This window comes from Colwellia sp. SU-HH00943, assembly GCF_057546125.1.
On the sequence record NZ_BAAJLW010000003.1, the window covers coordinates 464228 to 489547 of the forward strand.

At 35.5% G+C, this 25320-nt stretch carries 36 protein-coding genes and 1 tRNA gene; 34 read left to right on the forward strand and 3 right to left on the reverse strand.

The features are described 5' to 3' along the window. Positions 1-90 precede the first annotated feature (90 nt). From AC27GZ_RS10445 to AC27GZ_RS10465, 5 genes are all read left to right on the forward strand, one after another. Entirely contained in the window at positions 91-1050 is a 960-nt protein-coding gene (locus AC27GZ_RS10445; RefSeq protein WP_487094942.1) for an AAA family ATPase, read from the forward strand. Beyond that, a complete protein-coding gene (locus AC27GZ_RS10450) occupies positions 1050-2090 on the forward strand; it encodes a DUF58 domain-containing protein (RefSeq protein ID WP_487094943.1) in 1041 nt (346 codons plus the stop codon). Before AC27GZ_RS10445 ends, AC27GZ_RS10450 begins: the two co-directional genes overlap by 1 nt. After that, positions 2087-4186: a transglutaminase TgpA family protein gene (locus AC27GZ_RS10455; RefSeq protein WP_487094944.1), complete on the forward strand. Its 2100-nt coding sequence runs from the start codon at positions 2087-2089 to the stop codon at positions 4184-4186. Before AC27GZ_RS10450 ends, AC27GZ_RS10455 begins: the two co-directional genes overlap by 4 nt. A gap of 125 nt (positions 4187-4311) precedes the next feature. Continuing rightward, positions 4312-4695, forward strand: a complete 384-nt coding sequence (locus AC27GZ_RS10460; protein ID WP_487094945.1) for a DUF4870 domain-containing protein — start codon at positions 4312-4314, stop codon at positions 4693-4695. A gap of 116 nt (positions 4696-4811) precedes the next feature. After that, positions 4812-4902: transfer RNA gene (locus tag AC27GZ_RS10465), tRNA-Ser, on the forward strand. Positions 4903-5013: 111 nt separating this feature from the next. On the opposite strand, the gene AC27GZ_RS10470 is transcribed toward AC27GZ_RS10465, so the two are convergent. Continuing rightward, positions 5014-5136 carry a hypothetical protein gene (locus tag AC27GZ_RS10470; protein WP_487094947.1) on the reverse strand — a complete coding sequence of 41 codons (123 nt, stop codon included), beginning with the start codon at positions 5134-5136 and terminating at the stop codon, positions 5014-5016. A gap of 498 nt (positions 5137-5634) precedes the next feature. Here AC27GZ_RS10470 and AC27GZ_RS10475 point away from each other — a divergent pair, with 498 nt between their 5' ends. The 26 genes from AC27GZ_RS10475 (at position 5635) to htpX (ending at position 20598) form a co-directional block, all read left to right on the forward strand. Further along, entirely contained in the window at positions 5635-6099 is a 465-nt protein-coding gene (locus AC27GZ_RS10475; RefSeq protein WP_487094948.1) for a hypothetical protein, read from the forward strand. A 104-nt stretch (positions 6100-6203) separates the two neighbouring features. After that, positions 6204-6461: a hypothetical protein gene (locus AC27GZ_RS10480; protein WP_487094949.1), complete on the forward strand. Its 258-nt coding sequence runs from the start codon at positions 6204-6206 to the stop codon at positions 6459-6461. A gap of 130 nt (positions 6462-6591) precedes the next feature. Further along, complete coding sequence (locus AC27GZ_RS10485) at positions 6592-7197, forward strand: hypothetical protein (protein ID WP_487094950.1); 606 nt, start codon at positions 6592-6594, stop codon at positions 7195-7197. A 126-nt stretch (positions 7198-7323) separates the two neighbouring features. Beyond that, positions 7324-7713, forward strand: a complete 390-nt coding sequence (locus AC27GZ_RS10490; RefSeq protein ID WP_487094952.1) for a hypothetical protein — start codon at positions 7324-7326, stop codon at positions 7711-7713. Positions 7714-7823: 110 nt separating this feature from the next. Then, positions 7824-8369 carry a hypothetical protein gene (locus tag AC27GZ_RS10495; RefSeq protein ID WP_487094953.1) on the forward strand — a complete coding sequence of 182 codons (546 nt, stop codon included), beginning with the start codon at positions 7824-7826 and terminating at the stop codon, positions 8367-8369. A 113-nt stretch (positions 8370-8482) separates the two neighbouring features. After that, the gene (locus AC27GZ_RS10500; RefSeq protein WP_487094954.1) at positions 8483-8932 is read left to right on the forward strand and encodes a hypothetical protein; all 450 of its coding nucleotides are present in this window, start codon (positions 8483-8485) and stop codon (positions 8930-8932) included. A gap of 130 nt (positions 8933-9062) precedes the next feature. Then, positions 9063-9359 carry a hypothetical protein gene (locus AC27GZ_RS10505; protein ID WP_487094955.1) on the forward strand — a complete coding sequence of 99 codons (297 nt, stop codon included), beginning with the start codon at positions 9063-9065 and terminating at the stop codon, positions 9357-9359. A 121-nt stretch (positions 9360-9480) separates the two neighbouring features. Next, entirely contained in the window at positions 9481-9690 is a 210-nt protein-coding gene (locus AC27GZ_RS10510; protein ID WP_487094956.1) for a hypothetical protein, read from the forward strand. A gap of 120 nt (positions 9691-9810) precedes the next feature. Continuing rightward, positions 9811-10065: a DUF2164 domain-containing protein gene (locus AC27GZ_RS10515; protein ID WP_487094958.1), complete on the forward strand. Its 255-nt coding sequence runs from the start codon at positions 9811-9813 to the stop codon at positions 10063-10065. 135 nt (positions 10066-10200) lie between these two features. Further along, positions 10201-10395, forward strand: coding sequence for a glycine zipper domain-containing protein (locus AC27GZ_RS10520; RefSeq protein WP_487094960.1), 195 nt, complete (start codon positions 10201-10203; stop codon positions 10393-10395). Positions 10396-10546: 151 nt separating this feature from the next. Continuing rightward, positions 10547-10900 (forward strand): DUF1428 domain-containing protein, encoded by a 354-nt coding sequence (locus AC27GZ_RS10525; RefSeq protein ID WP_487094962.1) that lies wholly within the window; start codon positions 10547-10549, stop codon positions 10898-10900. A gap of 93 nt (positions 10901-10993) precedes the next feature. Continuing rightward, complete coding sequence (locus AC27GZ_RS10530) at positions 10994-11380, forward strand: hypothetical protein (RefSeq protein WP_487094963.1); 387 nt, start codon at positions 10994-10996, stop codon at positions 11378-11380. 109 nt (positions 11381-11489) lie between these two features. Next, positions 11490-11894: a DUF1801 domain-containing protein gene (locus AC27GZ_RS10535; protein WP_487094965.1), complete on the forward strand. Its 405-nt coding sequence runs from the start codon at positions 11490-11492 to the stop codon at positions 11892-11894. A gap of 110 nt (positions 11895-12004) precedes the next feature. Next, positions 12005-12367, forward strand: coding sequence for a DoxX family protein (locus tag AC27GZ_RS10540; RefSeq protein ID WP_487094966.1), 363 nt, complete (start codon positions 12005-12007; stop codon positions 12365-12367). Positions 12368-12822: 455 nt separating this feature from the next. Then, on the forward strand, positions 12823-14160 hold the full coding sequence (locus tag AC27GZ_RS10545) for an amidohydrolase (protein WP_487094967.1): 1338 nt from the start codon (positions 12823-12825) through the stop codon (positions 14158-14160). A 117-nt stretch (positions 14161-14277) separates the two neighbouring features. Next, a complete protein-coding gene (locus AC27GZ_RS10550; protein ID WP_487094968.1) occupies positions 14278-14403 on the forward strand; it encodes a hypothetical protein in 126 nt (41 codons plus the stop codon). Then, positions 14397-14978: a CAP domain-containing protein gene (locus AC27GZ_RS10555; protein WP_487094969.1), complete on the forward strand. Its 582-nt coding sequence runs from the start codon at positions 14397-14399 to the stop codon at positions 14976-14978. Before AC27GZ_RS10550 ends, AC27GZ_RS10555 begins: the two co-directional genes overlap by 7 nt. 286 nt (positions 14979-15264) lie before the next feature. Next, positions 15265-15735, forward strand: a complete 471-nt coding sequence (locus AC27GZ_RS10560) for a DUF2059 domain-containing protein (RefSeq protein WP_487094970.1) — start codon at positions 15265-15267, stop codon at positions 15733-15735. Between the two features lie 53 nt (positions 15736-15788). Beyond that, positions 15789-16136: a Fis family transcriptional regulator gene (locus tag AC27GZ_RS10565; RefSeq protein WP_487094972.1), complete on the forward strand. Its 348-nt coding sequence runs from the start codon at positions 15789-15791 to the stop codon at positions 16134-16136. Between the two features lie 64 nt (positions 16137-16200). After that, complete coding sequence (locus tag AC27GZ_RS10570; RefSeq protein ID WP_487094973.1) at positions 16201-16815, forward strand: DsbA family protein; 615 nt, start codon at positions 16201-16203, stop codon at positions 16813-16815. A 44-nt stretch (positions 16816-16859) separates the two neighbouring features. After that, complete coding sequence (locus tag AC27GZ_RS10575) at positions 16860-17423, forward strand: dihydrofolate reductase family protein (RefSeq protein WP_487094974.1); 564 nt, start codon at positions 16860-16862, stop codon at positions 17421-17423. 35 nt (positions 17424-17458) lie between these two features. Then, positions 17459-17929, forward strand: coding sequence for an HAD family hydrolase (locus tag AC27GZ_RS10580; protein ID WP_487094975.1), 471 nt, complete (start codon positions 17459-17461; stop codon positions 17927-17929). Between the two features lie 47 nt (positions 17930-17976). After that, complete coding sequence (locus tag AC27GZ_RS10585) at positions 17977-18492, forward strand: lipocalin family protein (protein ID WP_487094976.1); 516 nt, start codon at positions 17977-17979, stop codon at positions 18490-18492. Positions 18493-18545: 53 nt separating this feature from the next. Next, a complete protein-coding gene (locus AC27GZ_RS10590) occupies positions 18546-19097 on the forward strand; it encodes a sugar O-acetyltransferase (protein WP_487094978.1) in 552 nt (183 codons plus the stop codon). A 155-nt stretch (positions 19098-19252) separates the two neighbouring features. Continuing rightward, positions 19253-19588 (forward strand): zinc ribbon domain-containing protein YjdM, encoded by a 336-nt coding sequence (locus tag AC27GZ_RS10595; RefSeq protein WP_487094980.1) that lies wholly within the window; start codon positions 19253-19255, stop codon positions 19586-19588. A gap of 113 nt (positions 19589-19701) precedes the next feature. Then, positions 19702-20598: a protease HtpX gene (htpX, locus tag AC27GZ_RS10600; RefSeq protein ID WP_487094981.1), complete on the forward strand. Its 897-nt coding sequence runs from the start codon at positions 19702-19704 to the stop codon at positions 20596-20598. 109 nt (positions 20599-20707) lie between these two features. On the opposite strand, the gene AC27GZ_RS10605 is transcribed toward htpX, so the two are convergent. Next, positions 20708-21244, reverse strand: coding sequence for a DUF6942 family protein (locus AC27GZ_RS10605; RefSeq protein WP_487094982.1), 537 nt, complete (start codon positions 21242-21244; stop codon positions 20708-20710). Positions 21245-21410: 166 nt separating this feature from the next. Here AC27GZ_RS10605 and AC27GZ_RS10610 point away from each other — a divergent pair, with 166 nt between their 5' ends. Further along, a complete protein-coding gene (locus AC27GZ_RS10610) occupies positions 21411-22526 on the forward strand; it encodes an NADH:flavin oxidoreductase (protein WP_487094984.1) in 1116 nt (371 codons plus the stop codon). A 62-nt stretch (positions 22527-22588) separates the two neighbouring features. Continuing rightward, positions 22589-23350, forward strand: a complete 762-nt coding sequence (locus AC27GZ_RS10615; RefSeq protein ID WP_487094985.1) for an SDR family NAD(P)-dependent oxidoreductase — start codon at positions 22589-22591, stop codon at positions 23348-23350. A 47-nt stretch (positions 23351-23397) separates the two neighbouring features. Here AC27GZ_RS10615 and AC27GZ_RS10620 read toward each other — a convergent pair whose 3' ends face one another. Continuing rightward, positions 23398-24090: a crotonase/enoyl-CoA hydratase family protein gene (locus AC27GZ_RS10620; RefSeq protein WP_487094986.1), complete on the reverse strand. Its 693-nt coding sequence runs from the start codon at positions 24088-24090 to the stop codon at positions 23398-23400. Between the two features lie 245 nt (positions 24091-24335). On the opposite strand from AC27GZ_RS10620, the gene AC27GZ_RS10625 reads away from it, so the two are divergent. Then, positions 24336-25190 (forward strand): hypothetical protein, encoded by an 855-nt coding sequence (locus AC27GZ_RS10625; RefSeq protein WP_487094987.1) that lies wholly within the window; start codon positions 24336-24338, stop codon positions 25188-25190. Positions 25191-25320 lie beyond the last annotated feature (130 nt).

The following is a 25320-nucleotide window of genomic DNA, read 5'->3' on the forward strand; positions in this document are numbered from 1 at the left end:
TAGCGTTTGGGTTACTACTACCAATAAGTTGAAATCCATGCTAAAAAGCCTACTTACTCTTTTTAATAAGTTCGTAAGTAGGCTTTTTTTATGCAACGTGAAATTAATGAAATATTAAACCAGATTGAATCAGTTGTACTGGGGAAGCCAAACGAATGTCGTTTAGCACTCACTTGCATATTGGCTCAAGGTCACTTACTTATTGAAGACTTACCGGGTATGGGGAAAACAACCCTAGCTCATGCGCTTGCAAATACACTTGGACTTAGTTACCAACGAGCTCAATTTACCAGTGATTTGCTACCTGCAGATATTATAGGTATTTCAGTTTTTAATCGAGATACAAACAGTTTCGAATTGCACAAAGGGCCTATTTTTAATCAGGTAGTGCTTGCAGATGAAATTAATAGAGCAAGCCCGAAAACACAAAGTGCTTTACTTGAAGCAATGGCTGAATATCAAGTAAGTATTGATGGTAAAACTTACTATTTACCTGAGCCATTTTTTGTTATTGCTACTCAAAATCCATTGTTTCACGCAGGAACATATCCTTTACCTGAATCTCAACTTGATCGTTTTATGATGCGTATCTCATTAGGTTTTCCTGATGTTGCAGCAGAAAAGCAAATATTACTAGCTAGCAAAAGTAATACAGCGGATATGAGTACGTTAAAGCCTGCTATTGATGTTAATTCACTTGCTCAAATGCAAAACCAATGTCAACAAGTGCATGTGGCTGATGAAGTTGCTCACTATGTGATTGCTCTTTGCCAAGTAACTCGAGGTCAATATCAGCAGAACAATGTCAATGATGAGATAAATTGTAAACCTTTATCACCTCGTGCCGGTAAGGCCCTGATCGCTTCAGCTAAAGCATGGGCGTTTATACATAATAGAGATTATATTACTCCTGATGATGTACAAGCCGTTTTTTCAGCCGTATGTCACCACAGAATTGAGCTGGCGGCACAACACAATAATGAGCAGCAAAGTTCATTATGCAATAATATTATTCAATGTGTGGATGTTTTAAATCCACTAAAACTGTAATGGCTAATATCAGTATTAAAGCTTTTTTTAATCGTCGCTTTGAAGCATGGTTAAAACGGCGAGTACCTGGTAAAAGTCGCCATAAACTGTTTCGTAATAATATTTTTATATTGCCAACAAAGTTTGGTTTTGCGTATCTATTATTTGTTTTGGTGTTATTTCTATTAGCGACTAATTACCAAAATAATATAATTATGCTGATGAGCTACCTGCTTGCCAGCTTTTTTATTACGGTAATGATGCATAGTTACTATAACTTCACCACTTTGGAGTTATCCTCGTCAGCAAACCACTTCGGGTTTGCTAAACAAACAGTTCTCATTCCAATTGATATCATTGCAAGTAAACAACATTTCGATCTAACTTTGGGCTTTGTTCAGCAAGAAAAATATAAAGTACATATAGCAGACTGTAATGACGGCAGAACAGAGCTTGCTATACCTTTTTTTGCAGCAAAACGTGGCTTTGTGGGTGCTGGCAGAGTTAAAGTGTCGAGCGAGTACTCTTTTGGGTTATTTGTTGCTTGGGCTGTTTTAGACTTTTCGCATAAAGTTACTGTTTACCCTCAACCTAAAAAAATAAATGCTAATCAATATTCACAAAAAGGCCAAACAAGTGAAGATGAAACTCACACATTAAATGAGCACACTACAGGTATTGACGATTTTAAAGAACTAAAAGACTACGTTTTGGGTGAATCACGCGCGAAAATAGCATGGAAGCAGCTTGCTAGGGGGCAGGGAACCTATACAAAGCATTATCAAGGACAGCAATCGAATGCCCTTTGGTTAAGACTAGATGATATGCCCAAAGCAGATCTTGAAACACAACTAAGCCATCTGTGTTATTTAGTGCTGGAATATTGTGCTAGCGAACAAGATTTTGGCCTTGATCTTAGCCAAGCTGGTTATCAAAACGCTGAACATGCAAATAATATTATTGAGCCAAACTCAGGTATTGAACATCAAAAGGCTTGTTTACTAGCACTTGCCAAGTTTAATCAAGTGAGTCAAGTCAACCAAGATAATGGTGCATTATGAGTAATACGATAAACCAGCCATTACCTTTTAACTTATCAAAGCAAGATGCTTGGTTTCTTTTGTTGTGTCAGTTTCTTAATCTCAGTAGCTTAGCTACAGAACTCTCCAGTTGGATGATAGCTATATTGGCGTTATGTTTTTGTTGGCAGGCTTTATTTTTATCTAGACAAACAACTAAAAGGCAAACGATCCATTCTCTGGTTTTAACTTTATTCGCTATTGCTGGTTGTGTCGCTATAGCTTTTTCAGGGCGGCAATTTGGAATATTAATTTCAATGGTACATTTACTTGCCTTTGCTTATACCTTAAAAGCTTTTGAACTCAAAAAAAGAGCTGATTATTATCAACATATGTTGCTAGGCATGTTTTTATTAGCTTCAGCACTTATTTTTACTCAGCATTTAGCTTTTTCTTTGCTTATTTTATCTTTTCTAGCCATCAATTTAAGCTTGTTGCATAAACAGTTTGCTAAATCTATTTCTATCACCTTTGCAAGCAAAAGAGTGTTTATACTCTTATTTCAAAGTAGCTTTCTTGCCGTGGTTTTATTTTTGATTTTTCCGCGTTTATCACCTTTTTGGCAGGTGCCACTGGTTAAATCAGCTAAAACTGGGCTTTCTGATGAAGTTAGCCCTGGTGATATTGCTAATTTAGCTTTATCTAGTGAACTTGCTTTTCGGGTAAACTTTAATGGCCAAAAAATTCCCGCATATTCAAAACTTTATTGGCGCTCGATGACATTAGAGGATTATGATGGCAGAAAGTGGACGCGGGCAAAAAAGACTAAACAGGAAATAAATAATAGCGAAAGGCAAGGGCGTTTCAATCCAGAGGTTTCTGGCTCACCAATTTCCTACGAAGTGATAGCGCAACCGAGTTTTCAGCCTTGGCTTTTTGCCTTACCGGTAGCGACTACAACCGATCCTAAACTGATAATGAAAGACGATTATACAATACAAAATAGTCGAATTTTAACGCAATTACATCACTATAAAATTCAAAGCTACCTTGACGCGCCAATAGCATTAACTTTATCTACACAAAGTAGGAAGCGTAACCTTGCTATTCATTCAGGCACATACCCTAAACTTGAGCAATTAGCAGAAGAGATAAAGATTAAACATTCATCAGCATTAGCTATTTCTCAAGCGGTATTAACAAGGTTTAGTCGTCTAGAATATTATTATACGTTACAGCCACCTATACTCACTAATAATAGCTTAGAGCAATTTTTCTTCGATACAAAATCAGGTTTTTGTGTGCACTATGCTAGTAGCTATACCTACTTAATGCGCGCTGCTGGAATACCAGCACGCGTTGTTACAGGTTATTTAGGAGGTGAATATAATGATGCCAGTAGCGAAGAGGGTACTGAACAAGGCGGGCACTTAAATATTTATCAGTATGATGCTCATGCATGGGCTGAAATCTGGGTTGATGGTATAGGTTGGTATAGAGTAGACCCTACCGCTGCGGTAGACCCCGAACGTGTTTCACAAGGGTGGTCATCAGATTTATTGGCAGAGCAATCAGCTTTAAACAATGATTTGATCAGTTTATATCGCTTTAAACAATTAGCTTGGTTAAATACATTGCGTTTAAAGCTCGATGCAATTGATTATCAATGGACGCGATGGGTATTAGGTTATTCGGCAAAACAGCAATATGACCTATTAAAGCGTTGGTTTGGCAAAGAAATGCCATGGAAAACAGCGGGAATTATCACTATGTCTTTAATCGCTGTTATGGGCTTATTCGCATTGTTTTATCGATTATCTGGCAATAAACCTCGTAAATTAAAAGAGTCACCTGCACAGCTAGAGTTTAAAAGGTGTTTAACAGCTCTTGAGTCTTATGGATTGGTTAAATTGCCTTACCAAACTATCCATCAATTCTCGTTAATTATAAAAGAAAGGTTTCCAGAATTAACAAATGAAATTAAACAGTTAACAGATAGTTTCGAGTTGTTAGAATACCAAAAACACAATCAACAAAATACGCAAGTCTTTATACAGAAATTAAGGGAGCAAACAACTGCTTTTATTCAATTATTGAAAATAAAGCAGTTACAAAAAAAAGATAAAATAAATTCTTAATAATAAGAATCTCTTATGATTAAAATGCTAACTACAGATAAAAAAGGGCTTGTCGAATACGATTATTAGGACTAGATTGTAATTGATAGCACGATAATGATTTTATCACAATGGAGTGCCAATTTATGCAGTATCATTCAATGGATAAGTCTAAGCAACATCAGCATGCGAGCAGAGAAAGCTATTACGAATCACCCTTGAAGTCTGAGTCTTATGACATGGCGAAAGTGGTATCTATAGTTAGTTATTTCACCCTAATTGGTTGGTTAATTGCCATAGCACTCTATGGTAAACATAAATCTAGTTTTACCAGCTTTCATTTGCGCCAATCATTGGGCTTAATTATTACAGGAGCACTACTATCTTTTATTCCTCTTGTAGGTTGGCTAATTAATGTTGCTGTTATACTGGCGTGGCTATTTGCGCTATATCATGCAATACAAGGGCACCAACAAAAAGTACCTTTCTTAGGAGATTTTTATCAAGAGCACCTTGATTTTATCAAGTAGTTATAAGTTTTGATAAAAAACTTACGTATTTTAAAAATAAACGCTTTACAAATATTCTTACACTATTTAATATTCGCCCCGTCTTCAAGCAAGTGTTTCTATTTGCTTAAGCAATTGGTGAGATGGCTGAGTGGTCGAAAGCACCGGTCTTGAAAACCGGCATGGGTTTGTAGCCCATCTAGGGTTCAAATCCCTATCTCACCGCCATATTCTTAAAAACCGCACCTTTGTCATGTTGCGGTTTTTTTTCGACTCGAGTTTATTCAACGAAATGTATAAAAAAAGCCAATAAATTTTTAAGTTTATTGGCTAATTTAATTAAGCGGCAAGTTCTTGGAACTCAGCCTGTAATTCTTCGTACTCCTCACTCGTTATTTCCTTCACATTTTCAGAAAAATAAATTAAAACTCTATCCATTGCCGCATCAGGGTCGTAAATCATAAAAACCACCTTAGACATTAAATGTCATTGCTAACATTTTAAGTGTAGGAAAATATAAAGATTTGATCAAGCAAACTAAATCGTACTTGGTTCAGATCACTTAATTAGTAAGAGAATTACGATTTAAAGAGATAATTAATAGTAACCGCTATTAAACTTTTTCTTGTCCTTTCCATATAAAGAATTAGTGTCTTAGTTAGGCTGATAGTCAGTAATACTTAATTAACATCTCAAACAAATTTTCGATAAAGACATTACTGTATATTTAAAATTTTTTTCCACTTTTAACTAATAAAAGGAAAGGGGGGGGACACCCTTTGAACATAATACGTTTAAAAGAAAGTAACTAATTTTAGAATAAAACCTTAGTTCACCAAATAAATGTTTGAATTTAAGACATTAAAAGTTTAATTTATTAGAAATTAAATGATTATTTAGATAGAAAAAGCTTTGTAGAAAAGAGGGCTTTTTCCTTCTAATAAGCTGTTATAACTCACTATGAATCGTGTATATAAATTAGATAAGTCTCATTACAAAAAACAGAAAAAAGATAGCTTAATTTATGTATTAATTAATCTTTTACTAGTTGTTTTCTGTTTGTGGTTTTTTTATGAAAACCTGACTCTAAGAGAGTTTTTTGAACGCTTAAAGTTTGATTATCAAATTATTCTTTTTTTACTGGCGGGTTTCTTTTGCTACGTGAACTATTCCAATTGGCAAGATCTTAAAGAAGTTGAGTTCTTTTCAGAAATTAGGATTAATACAACAGAGATTATTCAGTCGACTGGTTTAATTGATGAAAGGATCAAACTTAGTGATGTCGCAAAAATATCTCACAACGATAAAGGGAAAAAGGGTGAGCATATTTTAGTTGAGTTAACTAATGATCAATTTATTGCTATTAGTGAGTATGAGGATATGGATGGTATCTACAGAGAGCTTAAGAAAGTTTGGCGTAGGTGAGTTATAACAAGCCATTACAGTAACGGGACTGCTAACAGTTTGCTCGGTTTCGCTACGCTTCACAATTTAGCAAACTATTAATCAGCCCCTGAATGGGACGTTATATGGCTCTCGGAGTTGTCATGAAAATAAATGGTCGGGAGTTCACATTCCAAGTTGCTAGTGACATAGTTCGTGACGGAATTGGAGTTGAGTTAAAAGAGTTAATAGATGGTAAGGAAGTCTTTGTTGCTGAAATATTCCGAAATGATGCAAAAAATGAAATTCAATTTATCTCAACGGAAGCCGAGTTACCTCATAAAATTCTTTTAAAACTTCAACGGGTATTCGAGGCTGAAATACCAAAAGATTATCAAGAGTAAAAGCCATATAACAAGCTAATAAATAAGGACAAATTACTGTTGGTTTTTGCTCCTTCGTCGCTTATTATAACCAACTAAAATTTGCCCATTATTAGGGCGTTAGCTTTACTATCCAACAAAGGAGTGTTTGATGAGATTATATATTTTTTTAATTACAATTATATTATCTAATTTTTCTCATGCTGATTATGGCGTCCCTTTTATTTTTTTTAATTGTAGTAAAACTTTGGACTTTGCGACATTACAATTTGAATACGTTAACCACCCTAATGAGCTTTTTTCTCAAGGAGAAACAACGCCTAAATTAAGTGTGCTGGAAGATTTGCGTAATCAGAATGTTATATTCCCAGGGCATATCAATTCAAGTACGTGTAGCTTGGAAAAATCTGAAATAAAGGCTTGGGTTGATATAGAAAATTTGCTGTCACTAAGTATAAATGGTTATGTAATTGTCAAATCTATTCCTATCAATGGTGGAAAAATATTCTTTGATAAACTAGTTATTGATGGACATGGTTTTCCTAAAGGTGCTGAAGAAGGAGGTTTGAGCTTTTGTTTTTTTGGACCTGATTATAAAAAATCTATCAATAAAGAATACTTTCACACATATATGAAATACCCAACTCTAGAAGTTGTAGATATGGTTTATTTAACTAACGAAGTTGAGTCTCATAATAATCGGAAAAAACCTACATATTTCCAGAGTTGTGATGGTTTTCAAAGATTTGTAGGCTAGTATCCAATAAAGCTAACAAGTCATTAAAGCAGGACAAATAACAGTTGGTTTTTGCTCCTTCGTCGCTTATTTTAACCAACTATTTTTAGCCTCTTAATGAGGCGTTAGGTATTTCACAAAATTGGCATGCATCCAGACTATAAAAAATATACTCTAATTGAGTTATATGATGTTAAAGAAAATATTGATAAAGAGCTTTACCCTGAAAGGTATGGGTTACTCTTAGATGAAATTAAGCTGAGAGAGGAAAACCCCGATGACGAGCCTGAGCCAAACAAACTCGATGAGAAAGATAAAGCTTCAATATTAAAAGTAGTTATGTCTATTTGTGCTGCTTATTTTTCGTGGACATTAATTCAAGCATATAAGAATGGTTCCATCTGGTATAAACGAGATCATGAGTATTTATTAGATACACAACCAGAAGAGTTTTATTTTGTTGTAATTCTTCATGTGGTCTTTATTGTTACATCTTTATATATTGTATTTAAAGACTTCAGTAGAAAAAATACCTAACAAGCATTTAAAGCAGGACTGCTAACAGTTTGCTCGGTTCCGCTTCGCTTCACAATTTTAGCAAACTATTACCAGCCCCTTAAAAGGGCGTTAGCCTTACAAGGATAGTTATGAGAAACACTCTAGTATTTTTGATTCTATTATTTTCTACACAAGCAATATGTAGTAATGACTTTCATTGGCTAATGGATGATGGTTCAAAAGCCCCTGATAGGGAAAATCAAAAAAGCATTTCTGGCTTTGGTGGGTGGTTACTTGTCACTCCTGATAAGGACTGGGAACAAAAATGGAATACGCCTTTTGAAAATGTCCCATACTTTTCCGAAGCAGAAAATGTAAAACTAGGAGAGGAGTTAACGATTTTACCTTTCTTTGCCAACCCGAAACTCGATCAAATTTCCAATTTCGAAATTTTATGCGATATAAAGGTTGAGAAACCAGATGGTACATTTTCTATAGATGAAAAAAATATTCCATGCGCTAAAGGGAAATTAGAGCAAGACCCAAGATCAATATTTTTAACTCAAACAGTTATTAAGTATATTGGTGAAAAGGGTGACCCATATGGCGTATGGACAGTATATTTTGAAATGAAAGACTCTATACGTGGTGTTTCAGTTCCATTAAAAACGTCATTCAACTTGGTACCAAAGTAAGGCTAACAAGCTGTTCAAGCGGGACTTTTTACTGTTTGCCGAGTTTCGCTGCGCTACACATTATGGCAAACTAATAAAAAGCCCCTTAACGAGGGCGTTAGGTGTTTCTCAGGATGCGGTTAAGTTTTTCACTATTTTTAATTCTTTTTTGCTCATTTAGTTTTGCTCATAAAGATACAGGTATTACACTTGAAGCAAACGGCAAGTTGAAAGGGTTGCCAACCAAGTATTTAACTGCAAATTTCAATGTGCAAAATTTTACTTTGCAAATATCAAATCGTAAATTGCTAATCCCTGAGTGCATCGCAACATATTTCTCTAAAAATGAGCTTTCATTTTCAAGCTCTTGGTATCACACTCGAAGTAAATTACCACCGTATTTTAATATCATAGCTTCTCATCCAGCTAAAAATATTGAATATACATTTATGTTAAATATGGATACATTAGAGTTGATAAAAGCTTATAGTTTTCCAAGTAAAATGGATAAAGCTGGTATTCGTTATAGTATGGAGCCAATAGTTTTATCATCTAGTTGCATACAAAGTGTAAAAGCTAGCTAGGTTACAAAAACACCTAACAAGGTGCTTAAGAACGGACAAAAACAGTTGGCTTTTGCTCGTTCCTCGCTTATTTTAGCCAACATTTTTTGCCGCTTAGCGTGGCGTTAGCTACACAGGGTTGTGGATATATATGAGAGTTCTAACTTTACTAGTTTTTATGGTTTTATCTCAGGGATGCACAATTGTTGGTGCTGTTCTAGATGAGCAGCTTGGAATTGAAAATAAAGACAACCAAAGAGGTCGTACTTTAGCTGAGTTAGGTACACAAGCCGATATTGAACTAGTAAAACATGCTGTTACTGGAGAGCCTTTATCTACTAAAAGTAAACCAAAGGGGTGCAGTGACTTAAAAGGCTCAAAAAAAGCAGAATGTACTGAGACTGTTAAACAATTAAATGCAAGTATAAATAAGAACACTAAGCAGTAGTGTAGCTAACAAGCAAATTAACAGGACAAATAACAGTTGGTTTTTGCTCCTGCGTCCCTTATTTTAACCAACTGATATTTGCCCATTAACAGGGCGTTAAAATGACAAGGAAAGTCTCTTTATGAATTCAACTACAAAAATCTGGTTAACCTTTTCTGTATTAGGTTTAGTCCTATCTATTTCAATTACTTCAATATTTGATGCATTTCCAGAAGTTAGGTTTTTATCAAATGAAGGCGTGGTTTTTGGAATAATGTTCTCTTTGATGGGTGTTGCTTTAAACAAACTTTCAATTTTAAAAAGTGAAAAATTTCATAGTAATGAAAAGTAATGCTAACAAGAACTTCAATCGAACAATTATAATTGTTGGCATCCTCAGCTTCTCTAAGTATTATTAAAAAAATCTCGCCCATAATTAGGGCATCATAAGCCTAAGGATTGATAGTTATAAATGTCTGATATCGAGTTCACAAAACAAGAAAAAGAAGCGATGGTTAATAAGTTGCAATCTTATTTTGATAAAGAATTGGATCAAGAATTAGGTCAATTTGATGCAGAATTTCTATTAGACTTCTTTTCTAAAGAGTTAGGCGCGTTCTATTACAACCGTGGATTACATGATGCTAGAACTATTTTCGAAGAGCGTGTTCAAACGATTGACGATGATATTTATGCTATAGAAAAAGAAGTCAATTTGATTAAATAGATTTACGACAAGTAAATTCATTATCGGGTCTGCTGTTTCGCTCCGCTTTACAGTTAACTAAGCAATATTAGCCCCTGATTTGCGTGATAGTTATCTATCAATATACCGAGTCTAATTTGAACTCTGGAGAAATAAATGTCATCTGATAAAAAAGATAAAGCTAAATCAAATAAGATTGGTGCTGGGATAGCTCTTGGTGTTGGTGTCGGATTAGCTTTAGGTACTTCAATGGGGAATATCGGTGCTGGGCTGGGAGTTGGCATTGCTTTAGGTATCGCTTTTGGGGTAAGTATGCAAAATAAGGATGATTCAAGAAAAAGTGATGAATAGCTATTGTCTTCAAGTTGTCTATTAAACTTTTAACAAGAATAAAAAAAGTTGGTTTTACTACAATGTTTCATATTTTAACTAACTGATATTTGTTTATTATTTGTTCGTTATGTGAACTCTAATTTTTATTAAAAAATACAAGGGGTAAATTATGTCTTATGTTGATGGTTTTGTTGCTGCAGTACCTACAGCGAATAAAGAAAATTACATTAAACATGCAAAGTTATCGGCGATCATCTTTAAAGATTATGGGGCAATTAAGATTACTGAAAGTTGGGGAAATGACGTTCCTGATGGTGAGCATACATCTTTCCCAATGGCTGTTAAATGTAATGAAGATGAAACAGTCGTATTTTCATCTATCGTATGGCCAACAAAGGAAGTTCGAGATGCAGCTTGGAAAGCGATTATGGACGACCCTAGAATGCACCCAGATCAGAACCCCATGCCTTTCGATGGGAAGCGTTTAATATACGGCGGATTTGAAGTTATTCTCGAGGAATAGTAACGTGTATATTTTATATACCAAGTTGCTTAAACGGGCATTGTTCTTCCCCATATTGCTGTTAGTTATGTATTAGTAATCTAGGAGAATTAAGTGTATTTCATTGCAGCATTTGGTTTACTCATGATGTGCTTAAGCATAATCATGATTGTTAATCCAGTTTATTGGTCGAATGGCATAATAACCTTCAGTAGAAAACCATACTTCCATTGGTTTGAAATCATTACCCGGTTAATCACAGGGTTTATCTTTGTATTTTTCCATCAAGCTACACTGTACCCTTATTTAATCTTAAGTATTGGCTATTTACTTATTGCAGTAGGAATTGGGCTTCTAATCTTAGGCTCAGTTAAACACCGTAAATTTGCTGTTTGGTCAGCTCATAAATTTAAGAGTACATTCAGGCCTGCGGGTGTCGGTTCTTTTATATTCGGTAACTTCTTGATTTATATATCAACGATTGGTGTAATCGGCAACTAACAGGCAACATAGGCAGCTAAGTAGTAACAAATCAAGCTTGGCATGTGCTTATGCTCCATTTATTCTTTGCAAAATAAGCTGTTAAACGTTTAGATATTGAGTAAATAAAATGGATTTAGCTGTAAAACATACATTAAAAAGTTACCCTAAAGATACTTCTGAGGCGCTACACTTTATTCGAGGTCTTATTTTCGAGATCGCGAAAGAAAATGGAATAACGGATCTGCTTGAAACCCTGAAATGGGGGGAGCCTAGTTATATTTCAAAAATAGGTACGACTGTAAGATATAATTGGAAATCAAAGTACCCTGATGAATATCGTATTTGTTTTCATTGCCAAACAAGATTAATTGAAACATTCAAAGAAGTATATGGTGATTTATTTTATTATGAGGGAAATCGAGCGTTAGTGTTTAAAATAGGTGAAGATATTCCAGTTAAAGAACTATCACACTGTTTATCTATGGCATTACGGTACAAACAATTAAAGCATCTTGATTTATTGGGTGCTTAAATCAAATATAAAGCTCTTACATATCGATAAATTTTTATCTACATTTGCTGTTAAGTTACTTATCTTAAGTGGTTATTTTATCACTTCCAGTAGGAATATTAAGGTTATATATGTTCACACGTTTCCCGATTTATATACTCGCAATTATTTTCTTTGCTTCAGGTGTAGCAAAATTATTGTCGTTAACATTCGAAGTAGAAGCCTTTGCCAGATGGGGATACTCAACACGATTTATGTATTTTATAGGTATAGTCGAAGTTATTGGGGCAGTAGGTTTACTTATTCCTAAGTTATCCGCACTTGTTTCTTTGTGTTTAACAATGATTATGCTCGGAGCTATTGGTACACACCTTGTTCATAAAGAGTGGTTTATGCTGATTGTTGCAACTGTTATAACGCTATTAAGCTTTTGGCAAGCCTACTCTGGTAGAGAAGAAATTAAAAGAATATTAAGAAGTTTACTTTCTAGATAAGTGTTGATTAATAAACTGTTGCTTTATGTAGGGGGGTGATTTTTTTAATAATACCCTTGGTTATCAGATTATGTTAAATCACATTATTCTACATTTCAGGTCATTCCTTACTTAAAGCAATTATGTTTTATCAAATTTAATAATAATTTTAACTATATATTTTATCTAAAGATCATATTGGTGCTATTTCTCCATTGGTTGAAGGGTTCTAAGTTAGATAATATAACAACTTGTTTATTTTAGTGTTTTTTCGTAATTTTGGCTTGTCATATTTGCAAATTCCATGAATACTTAAAACAAGTTTGGCAAAATTAAAGCTAACGACTTTAATTGAGGATATATGGATTCTTGTTTGATTGAAGATTTAATCAACTTCCAATGTGCAACATAGAAAACGTTCGGTAAGGGGAGGCCATATTATCCGTTATGCCCATTTATATACAATAGGATTAATTATGTTTAGCTACAGTAAACGAAATTTTTTTTCAGGTAGTTTTTCTTTATCAATACTACTCCTTTCAATCTATGCCTCTGCTGATACTATTCAAAAGTCGGTGAGCAAAGATGAGCAACGCTTAGTGTCAATATTTGAGCATCTACATCAAAATCCGGAGCACGCTTTCATGGAGTATGAAACAGCGGCCTTAGTTGCTGATGAATTAAAAAAGAATGGTTTTATTGTTCATACTGGCATTGCAAAAACAGGTGTAGTTGGCATCATAAAAAATGGTGAAGGACCTACCGTTATGTTTCGTAGTGACATGGATGCCTTGCCGATAAAAGAAGAAACGAACCTTCCTTATAAAAGTAGCGCCATTAAAAAAGATCAACACGGTAACATGTTACCTGTAATGCATGCTTGTGGACATGACGCCCATACCACGTGGCTGATTGGTATGGCGAAACAATTAATGCAACGCAAGAATGAGTGGAGTGGTACGCTTGTTCTCGTGGCGCAGCCAGCTGAAGAGCTTATAGAAGGTGCAACCGCGATGGTGAACGATGGTCTCTATAAGGTTGCCCCGAAACCAGATATTATTATTTCGGCCCATACCATGGGTGTAATGCCTGCAGGCTCTGTTGCTATTAGAGATGGCAGAAGAATGGCAGGCACAGATCAGATAGATGTTAAAATTAAAGGGGTGGGAGGCCATGGGTCAACACCACATGCAGCAAAAGATCCCGTCGTAATGGGGGCGATGGCCGTGATGGGATATCAAACCATTGTTACCCGATCGCTAGATCAGTATCAACCAGCGGTTTTGACTGTAGGTGCCTTTCAATCAGGAGATAGCAATAATATTATTCCTGAAGAAGCGATGTTAAAAGTTAATTTACGTTGGTACAACAAAAATGAACGACAACAAATGATTGAAGGTATTAAGTCAGTAACAGATAACATAGCAAAAATGTATGCTATTCCTGAGGACAGAATGCCAAGTTACACCATGAAGGGCTATGCTGTACCGGTTATTAATAATCATCCAGAAGACACTAAACTCGCTAAAGAAGCTATGGAGACAGTGTTAGGGAAAGACAAAGTTTTGTTAGGTTTGCCACCATTGATGGGATCAGAAGACTTCCAAATGTTAGGCAGCCCATTTCCTAATACGCGTATACTTTTTATTGAAGTAGGATCTGCAAAGCAAGGGGTTTATAAAGACTTTATTGAAAGTCAAAAGTTACCTGAGGTGCTCAACCACAACCCAAAATATATCGTCGAAAAACCAGCAATTGCTGCTGGTACAATGGCATTATCCGCTACTGTTCTTGCTTTTTTAAATAAAGAATAAAATTGGGTGTATTATAAAAGCCTCAAAACAGTTATTTTTATCTAACGATTATTTTAAAGTAGCTTTAATTTTTAGCTTAACAAAGGGTTAGCTAAAACTTTCTTTTAAGGAGTTAAATTGAAACCTTTAGTTGTTTTGTTTTTACTTATTCTTTTAAGTGGTGGTGCAACTACAGCTGAAAATGACAACAAAGACGTGGATGAAAACATAGTCGCTAAAGGAAGTATTTGGTTTTTATGTTAAAACTATATTTTATTTTTATATTAATGATTTTTTCTTCATTTACTTATGCAAATGAGCCTCAAACATGTGGGAATAATGAAGAGGCTAGAGAATTGGTTCGATTAATTAAAGAAGATAAATTTCAAAAACGATCAGCTATTCGTTGCAATACAATACTCATGGAAGCTGCCAAGGCTAAGGCTGAAAATATGTCAGAATTTGGTTTGGTTGTTCACAACTTAGGAGGCAGTCCAAATTCGCATTTAGAAAAAGCAGGTTATATACTTCCCAAACATTACGGTACGCAATTTAATAGTAATCAAGTTGAAGCTATAGCTGGTGGTTATTCCAATGCTCATAAAGTATGGGCCGCATTGAAAAACTCTACAGGGCATAGAACTCACTTATTAGGCGATCATGAATTTTATCTAGAGCAAGATGAAATTGGTGTTGCTTTTATAAAAAAGTGGAACTCTCCACATGTTGAGTATTGGGTGGTTTATCTCACTAAAGGCTACGAACAGAATCAGTCTTATTCTGGAGATATGAATAAAATACCTAATAAAAGTTTATTGATATTACAGAAGAATAAATAATAAAAACCTAATAAAAGGTTGTTTAATTCAAATAATACTTCAGTTTTAACTTCCTTTAAACCAGCCTACGATATTCAATCTTAGCCTCGTTGACATGCTGTATGGTAGCAGTGTGTTAAAAAGTCCTTGTAAATAACCAAAAAACTCGTTAAATCATACTGTTCGCGACAATTATGAAGACTGTAATAGTTGCGAAGCTGCATTGATAAGGTTAATGTGAGTTCACTTATTTAATTGTTTTATCAATAACACTGGCCTATATGGTGTTATACGTTAAGGATTTCATGTGAAAAAAACTCTACTGTTACCATTACTTTGTCTTACATTTACCTCTGGCTTGAAGGCAGATGATTCAGCTGTTGATGAGATGTTCAAGGTTATGTCGATTGAAAAACAAATGGCCGGTGGCTTTGAAGCTATGTTGCCAGTAGTTGATCAAATGTCTGTTCAATTCAAATTAGATAGTAAGGGTAAAGAAGAATTAAAGGAGATCTTCCGCACTTGGTATAATGAAGATATAGATCGAGTGAAAATCGTGAATGAAGTTAAAAAGCTTTATGCTGGTACATTTTCTGATAATGAAATTAAAGAAATAATTAAATTTTATCAAACACCAACGGGGCAAAAGTTTTTAGCAGAATCACCTAGATTAATGCGCTCAGGAGCACAAATTGGTATGCAAGAGGCTCAAGTTAAACAAGTTAAATTAATGGCACGAATACAACCATTTTTAGAAAAACATGGTATTAAAAAATAGCATTAACAAGCTTAATTAATTTGATAGTACCTCTAATATTAGTTATTTAACCTATGCGTAAATCAGATAAAAAACTAGACAATCAACTTCGTTTAGCACTGACACAAGTGTGTGAAAAAGCGTTGGAAAGTACCACAGGCTTTCAGTGGCTAACTCATTTAGTTAACTTTTCAGCATTCCCAAATAGCTTAAACGTTATTTGTATATTTGATACCAATGAAAATTTAGAGAATTATAAGCAGTCTAAAAAAAGTCACTTTTTACAGTCATTGGTTAATTCTGAGCTTAACCAGATAGGCATCAAACTGAAAAATATCGCAAACCATGTTTCATTTGATACCGAAGAAAATTGCGATAAACAACATAATGGTCATTGGGGAAATAGGCTTAATGCGCATTAGCCTCATTGCCGATTAATGATTGGCACTGACTTGTGTAAAACTAACAATTGAGACAGATATTAAGATGCGAATTGTATATGTGATGGATCCTATGTGTAGCTGGTGCTTTGGTTTTCAACCAGAGTTGGAAGCCTTTCTAGAAAAGCATCCAACTGTTGAGGTTGATTGGATAATGGGCGGTTTAGCGCCAGATTCCCAAGAGCCAATGGCTGATAATTTAAAGCAAGCTATTGCTTCATATTGGTATGAAATAGAAAAAAGATCGCAAGTTAGCTTTAATCATGACTTTTGGACTTTAAACACGCCTTATCGCTCAACTTACCCTGCATGTCGAGCCGTTATTGCTGCAGAAAGCCTCCAACAAAAAAGTAGTCAATTTATGGTTAAAGCAATTCAGTCTGCTTATTACCGTGAAGCTAAAAATCCATCCCTTGAAGAAGTACTCATTGACTGTGCTAAATCAATTGGGTTAGATGAAAATCAATTTTCAACAGCATTTAAATCAAAAGAGACGGAACAGCGCTTTCAACAGCATTTAGCTATTACGGCTCAATTGCAGGTAAGGAGCTATCCTAGCCTGTTTTATATTGATGATGAGAACCATGCTTACCCAATAATTCCAGGTTTTTGCCAAGCTGCTGAAATAGAGCATCGCTATAACCAAGTTATTTCAAAGTGAATTAGGTGACTGTATTGAAAATGTTATTGAAAGGGTAATGAACGATGAAATGCTCCGTATATATCGCAACAAGTGCTGATGGTTTTATTGCCGATCCAGATGGCAGTGTTGATTGGTTACATTCGGCAGGTAACTTAGATGCCGATATGAGTAAAAATCCAGATATGGGGTTTGATAAATTTATTGCCTCGGTTGATTGTATGATTATGGGGCGTAAATGCATGGAAGTTATTGCTGGTTTTAATTTAACGCCTGAGCAATGGCCATATGGCAATATTAAGATATATGTATTAAGTAACTCAATTAATACGCCACCACATAACTTACTTGATAAGGTAGAAATATTTTCAGGTGGAATTGTACACCTTATTAATCAGCTAGAGGCTGATGGTTTTAAACATGCCTACGTTGATGGTGGTGCTACTATCACTTCTTTTATCAACCTAAAGCTAATCGATGAAATGATAATAACTAAAGCGCCTGTTATTTTAGGTGCAGGTACTCCTCTTTTTGGCAATATAAAAACCAAAGTAAAGCTTTCTGATGCTGAAGCGATATCCTTTCCTAATGACTTTATTCAAGAAAAGTATAGCGTCCATTATTTATAATTAGCCAATATGTGCTGTTATTTGTTGGAGATTAAATGATTAACGTTTATCTATTTGATTGGGGTGATACCTTAATGGTCGACTTTCCAAATGTCAGTGGCAAAATGTGTGATTGGGATAAAGTAGCAGCGGTTTCAGGGGCTAAAGTTACTTTACAAACTTTAGCTGAAAAATCCGAAATATATGTAGCAACTGGTGCTGCCGACTCTAGTGAACTCGACATTAAACGAGCTTTTGAGCGAGTAGGGTTAAGTCAATATATAACAGGGTATTTTTGTAAAGCGAATTTAGGGTTCTCAAAAGGCTCACCTGAGTTTCTTAACGCTATTCTAAAAAAATTAAATTTACCTGCGAGTAATGTTGCCATGGTTGGTGACAATTTTGAAAAGGATATCCAACCTGCTATTGATATAGGAATCAAACCTTATTGGTTTACCTCTAAAAGTAATGACGTTGCTACAGCTAATATTAAGATTGTAAAAAAATTAACTGATTTATGTCATTAAAAAAGTAGCCTAATTCTCATACTGATGTGTTGATAATGATGATATCTATGAAAAATGTACTTGTAATAATTGTTTTACTTTCTTTATTTGGTTGTTTAGGTATGCCTGAAACGATAAAACCAGTGAGTAACTTTCAGTTATCTAAATATTTAGGGAAATGGTATGAAATTGCACGTCTAGACCACTCATTTGAGCGAGGTTTAACACATGTCACTGCTGAATATACAATGAGAGAGGATGGTGGAGTATCAGTGTTGAATCGAGGTTTTTCGCCAGAAAATAATGAATGGAAGGAAGCTATTGGTAAAGCTTACTTTGTTGATAGCGCGAATGAAGGATATTTAAAGGTGTCATTTTTTGGCCCTTTTTATGGTTCTTATGTTGTCTTTGAACTAGAAAAAAACAACTATAACTATGCTTTTGTTTCAGGCCCTAATAATGATTATCTTTGGTTGTTATCTAGAACTCCTGAAGTTCCTGGAGAGGTTAGAGAAAAATTTGAGAGTATGGCCAAACAAAATGGTTTTGCCATTGAGCAGTTAATTTATGTTCAGCAAAAGTAGTAATACCATGAAAATCGAAAGAATATTAATTTTAATGTTGGAGTGCTCTAAAAGTGACAGAAAAAGAAAAAATGCTGCTAGGGCAGTATTATGATGCCAGTGATGCTGAACTTGTTGCTTTACGCTGTAAAGCACGGTTAGCAACAGAGAAATTAAACGCAACGAGTGCAGCAGAGTCAAATGAAAGGATTCGGTTAATTAAGGCTCTATTTGGTAGTAGTGGAAACACTATTTTTATCGAATCAGCATTTAACTGTGACTATGGTGAGAATATTCACGTTGGCGAAAATTTTTATGCCAATTTCGGCTGTGTTATTTTAGATGTAGCAGAAGTTCGCATCGGTGATAATTGTTTTATCGCGCCCCAAGTTGGCATTTATACTGCGACACACCCGTTAGATCCTGTGAAGCGAGCTAGTGGTTTAGAATACGCTAAACCGATCACACTAGGTAATAATTGTTGGATTGGTGGTCACGCTACCATAAACCCTGGGGTAACCTTGGGTGATAATGTCGTTGTTGGCTCAGGGACCGTTGTAACCAAAAGTTTTGGGGATAATGTTGTCATTGCCGGCAATCCTGCCAGAGTGCTGAAAGAAATTTAAGTATGTATATGGTTATATTTATGCCAGTTAAATTTTCAAATCGGTTCGATATTGCTGAAAGTTAATTCAAGTATTTCCAGTCATGTTTATTACTCGCTTTGCCCGTAAAGAGCGATTATCATATAGCCCATGTTTATCTATTAAGTAATTTGTTTATGTCTTTCCCCCCATGTCCTAGTTGTCAATCTGAATATGTTTATCAAGATCAAAGTCATTTAATTTGTCCTGAGTGTGGCCACGAGTGGAACCCTGCTGAAGTTGCCGAAGAAGAAGCAATCAATGTTAAAGATGCTAATGGAGCATTGCTTGCTGATGGCGATAAAGTGATTGTTATAAAAGATTTAAAAATAAAAGGTAGCTCACAAGTAATTAAAATTGGCACAAAAGCCCTTGTGAGACGTGTACTTGATAAAAAGGATCATGAACTTGATTGTAAAGTTGATGGCGCAGGAGAAATGATGATTACTGCTAAGTTTATTAAAAAAGCTTAACCTCTATTACCTACCACTTAAGTGGCTTTTAAAGCTTACACTTAATTACACTATTTATAATGATATTTGAATTCACTAAAGTCATTATTAGTATTCTGTAAAAAGGAGTTCATATGAAACGTATATTTTTATTTCTATTAACAAACATCGCTATCATGTTTGTCTTAAGCATCACGTTAAGACTATTAGGTGTTGATAGCATTTTAGCTGAAAATGGCTCAGATCTTAATATTCAATCCTTGGTGATATTATCCGGCGTTATTGGCTTTGGTGGCGCGTTTATTTCACTATTTATGTCTAAGTGGATGGCAAAATGTATGACGGGGGCGGTTGTGATTAACAAACCACGTAATAATACTGAGCAGTGGTTAATTGATACGGTAGAAAAACAGGCTAAAATTGTAGGGATTAAAATGCCTGAAGTAGCTATTTTCCCTGATAGCCAAATGAATGCTTTTGCAACTGGTGCAAGTAAAAACAACGCCTTAGTTGCTGTATCTCAAGGATTACTTGATGGCATGAATCAAGGAGAAATTGAAGCGGTTGTTGGTCATGAAATGAGTCATGTTGCCAATGGTGACATGGTTACTTTAACCCTCATTCAAGGTGTAGTGAACACCTTTGTCGTATTTTTATCTCGCGTTGTTGGTCATGTTGTTGATCGTGTGATCTTAAAAAATGATCGTGGTCATGGTATTGGTTATTTCGTTACTGTCATGATTGCTCAAGTAGTATTATCAATACTTGCTAGTATCGTAGTTATGTATTTCTCAAGAAAACGTGAGTTTGTTGCTGACACCGGTGGCGCTGATCTAGCGGGTCATCAAAATATGATTAATGCATTAAAGCGCTTAGCTCAAAAAGAGCCTGAAGCATTACCAGAGCAACTGGCTGCTTTTGGTATTGGAGAAAAGGCTAAACAAGGTATGAGTCATTTGTGGTCATCACACCCGCCAATTGAAGACAGAATTGCTGCTCTTGAGTATAGGGCTCAGCAAAAGGGTGAGTAACTTAAATTACTCAGTAGCTAGTAAACCAAATGAAAAGAGAATAGCCGTGCTATTCTCTTTTTGATCGTCTGTTGTTTATAGTGCTCTGCAATTTTAATTTCCACTTATTCTAATTTTCAGTGACTTTTAAACCTTTTAATAAAGCTGCTAATCTCTCGATCTTAATATTTGATAATTGTCGATAATCAAAGTACGGACATACAATTAAATTTTGTGATCTATCAATGGCAAATTCATCATCTAACCAGACAAAATGAGCTTTTAACTTATTATTTTCCAGTAACTGTTTGGCATAAGTTCTACCACAAATGATATGAAGGGCAGTTTTATGTTGTGATGGCTGAGGTGGAGAAAACAATAAAGCTGTTTTACTTTGTTGCTGAAGTAAAAAATGATCACGGTATTTCTGCCATGTCGCTGCACAAGTTGCATAATTAAAATGCTTTTCATCAAGCGCATAAAGTAACTTGGCATAAACATTAAATACCTTACGCCAACCATTACCACATGCGGTATTAATGGTATTGATCTCACTAGAAGTAACGGGCGAAACAGACGTAAGTTGTAGATATTCCAACATATTAGGTCTATTTCCAATATATACAGCAAGCGTAAAGTTTTCACAGCCTAAACCTATATCACTCAATTAATATTACCTAATTTAATGTCACTAAAAAGAACTTCATATTGTAAATTCATTATGCTTAAGGTGGAAAGTATTTTTATCTAGCTTGTTTTTAACGAATACTTTAGGCTAACTGTCCATAACCAGCCAGTATTTAAGGCCTAATTTTAGTATGAGTAACATGGATATGAGCAATAAGAGCGCAGCTAAACTTTTCGAGTCATTTTCAACCACTAAGTTAAATTTAAAAAATCGTACTGTTATGGCGCCCATGACACGCACTTTTTCTCCCAACTATGTCCCCACAGATGATGTTGCACAATATTATCGCCGTAGAGCTGAAGGTAATGTTGGTTTAATTATTACCGAAGGTACCTTTATTTCTCACAAAGCTGCTAATGGTTATGAACGAGTACCGGCTATTTTCGGTAAAGAAGCCCTAGCTGGTTGGAAACATGTCGTAGAACAAGTCCATGCTGCAGGTGGAAAAATTGCGCCGCAGTTGTGGCATGTAGGGTCTGTACGAAAAGAAGGTATAGGGCCAGAAAAGTCTGTTCCTGCATATAGCCCATCAGGTTTATACAAGCAGGGAGCACCTAATGGTGTAGCCATGACTCAACAAGATATAAATGAAGTTGTTGCTTCATTTGCGCAAGCGGCATCTGATGCTAAAGCAATTGGTTTTGATGCGATAGAAGTTCACGGCGCACACGGGTATTTAATTGATCAATTTTTTTGGCAAGCCACTAATCAGCGTGCAGATAAATACGGTGGCTCATTAGAAAACCGCTGTCGTTTCGCGGTTGAAATTGTTGTAGCAATTCGAAAAGCAGTGGGAGAAGACTTTCCTATCATATTTAGGTTCTCACAGTGGAAACAACAAGATTATAACGCTAAGTTATGTCAAAACCCTGAAGAACTCGAAACTTTTTTAAGTTTATTGAGTAACGCTGGTGTTGATATTTTCCATGCCAGTACTCGACGTTTTTGGCAACCCGAATTTGATGGCTCACCATTAAACTTAGCTGGCTGGACTAAAAAGATAACAAATAAACCTGTGATCACAGTTGGTAGTGTTGGGCTTGATAGTGATTTTACTGGCGAAGGAACTAAGGGCTTAGATAGCACATCAAACCCGACTAATATTGATGGTCTTATTACCCGTTTAAATAATAATGAGTTCGACCTTGTAGCCATTGGTCGTGCTTTATTAGTAGATCCTCAGTGGGTCAATAAAATTTATCATGAAAAAGATGATGAAATAGCGCCATTTAATAAAGAAGCGTTAATGAAACTAACTTAATGTTGAGATAACCATTACTATTAATCATTAGCTTTATAAAGACGTAAACTGTAAGGATGAATATGGATACATTATTAGATTTTACAGGAAAAGTTGTCATTATAACGGGCGCAGCACAAGGCTTTGGTAAGTTATTAGCCATTGAACTGGCTAATCGCGGAGCGAAACTTGTAATAGGGGATATTAAAGCGTCTGCTGTTAAAAAAGTTGCAGATAATATTGCCTCCTCAGGAGCAAAGGTTCATGCAATTAAGTGCGATGTAGCGAACAATAATGAATGTGAGGCCATGGTTGATCTTGCTGTAACAAAGTTTGGCCGCGTGGATATTGCGGTAAATAATGCTGGCGTTGCGCATGGCTTTTGTGCGTTACATGAAATTGATGAAGCGGTTATGGACCAACAGTTTGCTATCAATGTAAAAGGGGTTCAGTTTGGCATGAGTCATCAAATAAAACAGATGCTTAAGCAACAGAGCGGTTGTATTTTGAATGTAAGCTCAATGGCTGGCTTAAGTGGTGCACCTAGAGCTTCTGCCTATTCAATGGCTAAACACGCGGTAATTGGTTTAACTAAAACTGCTGCGGTTGAATATGGACGATTTAACATTCGTGTGAATGCTATTTGCCCATTTTTTACTAAAACGGACATGGTTACTAATCTTATTGATGAAGATATGCAGGCTAAAATAAGCTTACTTGCACCCATGAAACGACTTGGTCAACCAAAGGAAGTAGTCGCTATGATGTTAATGATGCTCTCTCCAGCTAATACATATTTGACTGGGCAATGTATTGCGCTTGATGGCGGTGTTTCAGCACAATGAATTCCAAGTTATACGCTACAGCCTGAAGTTCATGTGTGTTTAACGGCTTAAAAAGATAAGGTGATATTTTTATCCATTTCAATAGCATGATCTAATGCGGCTAATATTGCTTTTCTTTCTTTTAATTTTGTACCGTGATGAGCTGTCATATTGAGTGAGAGCATTTGTTTAGCTATTTTTTTAGCTGTTGATAGTAATAGCTCAGGCTCAACTACAGTATCTAAAAAACCAGCAGGTATAGCATCTTTTGGCGAGAACAACTCAGCGTTGATAACCGAGCGTGTTAAATAGTTTGTCGGTATACGGTTACGCGCAATTTCAATACCTGCTTGATGCATCGTCATTCCGATAGCCACTTCATTTAAACCAATATTAAATGGGCCTGAACAGCCAATACGGTAGTCACAACTTAATAGTAAAAAAGCACCTTTAGCAATAGCATGACCCGTACAGGCTGCAATTATAGGTTGTGGGAAGGCAAGCATACGACGTGCTAATGTTGAGCCTGATGTTACGAGCTCAACAGCAGAGTCTGAACTTTCTTTCATGGTTTTTAAGTCAAATCCGGCTGAAAAAATACCCGGTTGACCTGTTATGATTACAACAGCCTTGGCCGTTTCCGCCTGATTTAATGCCTCATTTATTTCTGAAATAACTTGATGTGAAATAGCATTTACTTTGCCATTCTTTAAAGTGATTGTTGCTATTTGTTCGTTAAGTTCAAAGTCAATTAATTTCACGTTTTTTCCTAAATATTAAACTAAAGTATATAACCTAAGTATTATTCCTGAGTATTAAAAAAAAATTCAATTAGCCCTTATCAATAAAGGTAACCGTTTGAAGGTCTCACTTAGTAATGGGCTCTAGAGTTATCGTCCTAATACTAGCATAATGGTAACTAATGTCGCTTTATTTGTGCCTGATCAACTTAGTAATTTTATAACGGATTAAACTAGCAGAATAATTAATTAAAGACTCTTAATATATGCGCTGGCTTTATTTTTTCATCATACAAATATTTGTCGTATTTGCAGTTGTTTATCTTATTCATCTACATGAGGATAAAGTGAGTGTCGTCAAAACTCCGCCTAAAGCATTAGGACAGTGGTATAAACCCGAAAATAAGCGTCAAGTATGGCTACATAATATGTTCAGCTTACGTAGAGAAATGCAAGCGGTTACGCTATATGCTGAAAATAAAGAGCAAGCTTTACTTGAAAAATGGTCAACTAAGTTGACAGAACATTATTTTAAAATTGGTGAAATGGTGCCGAGTTGGGCAAGTAAACTTGATAATCTAACGGCTAACTTGTTACTCAAAAATGTCACTGAAAAAAATTATCCGGCAGTTTTAAAAAATGTCGCCTTGTTACAAGATAACTGTGATAGCTGCCATCAACAATTTCAAACGGCTACAGCGCTTATATATCGTGCGCCAGACTTCTCTACTATTAAGGTTAATGACAAACTACCTATTGCTGATCATATGACGCAGTTAACGCAACAAGTAAACAGTATTAAAATAGCTATGGTTGATGGTCAACAACAATTATCGATTAACGCGTTTCAGGATTTAAAAGCATCGATGCATGAACTTGGTGAAACCTGTATTAATTGCCATAAAGAAGGTAGTAAACCTTACCCTAATGCAGTTATGCAACAAACCCTTACGAGTTTAGCAACTCACCTTGAAACCGGTACGTTAAAACAGCAAGGTAGGGCACTTGGCACTTTAGCAGTACAGGCTTGCGCCCAATGTCATACAACTCATAAGTTTTCTTATGAAGCGAAAAAGCTACTGTCTCGTGAGCTGAGTTATTCAAGCTTACTTGAACATTAATTGCCTTTAAGGTGAGCATTAAACCTTCTATAAATATAAAGACTTAAAGTTAGAACTAATGATAAGTCTCCAATAGGACATTACCTTGATAATAGTGCTTAACTACTAGTGTTATCAGCTATCTTGTGGT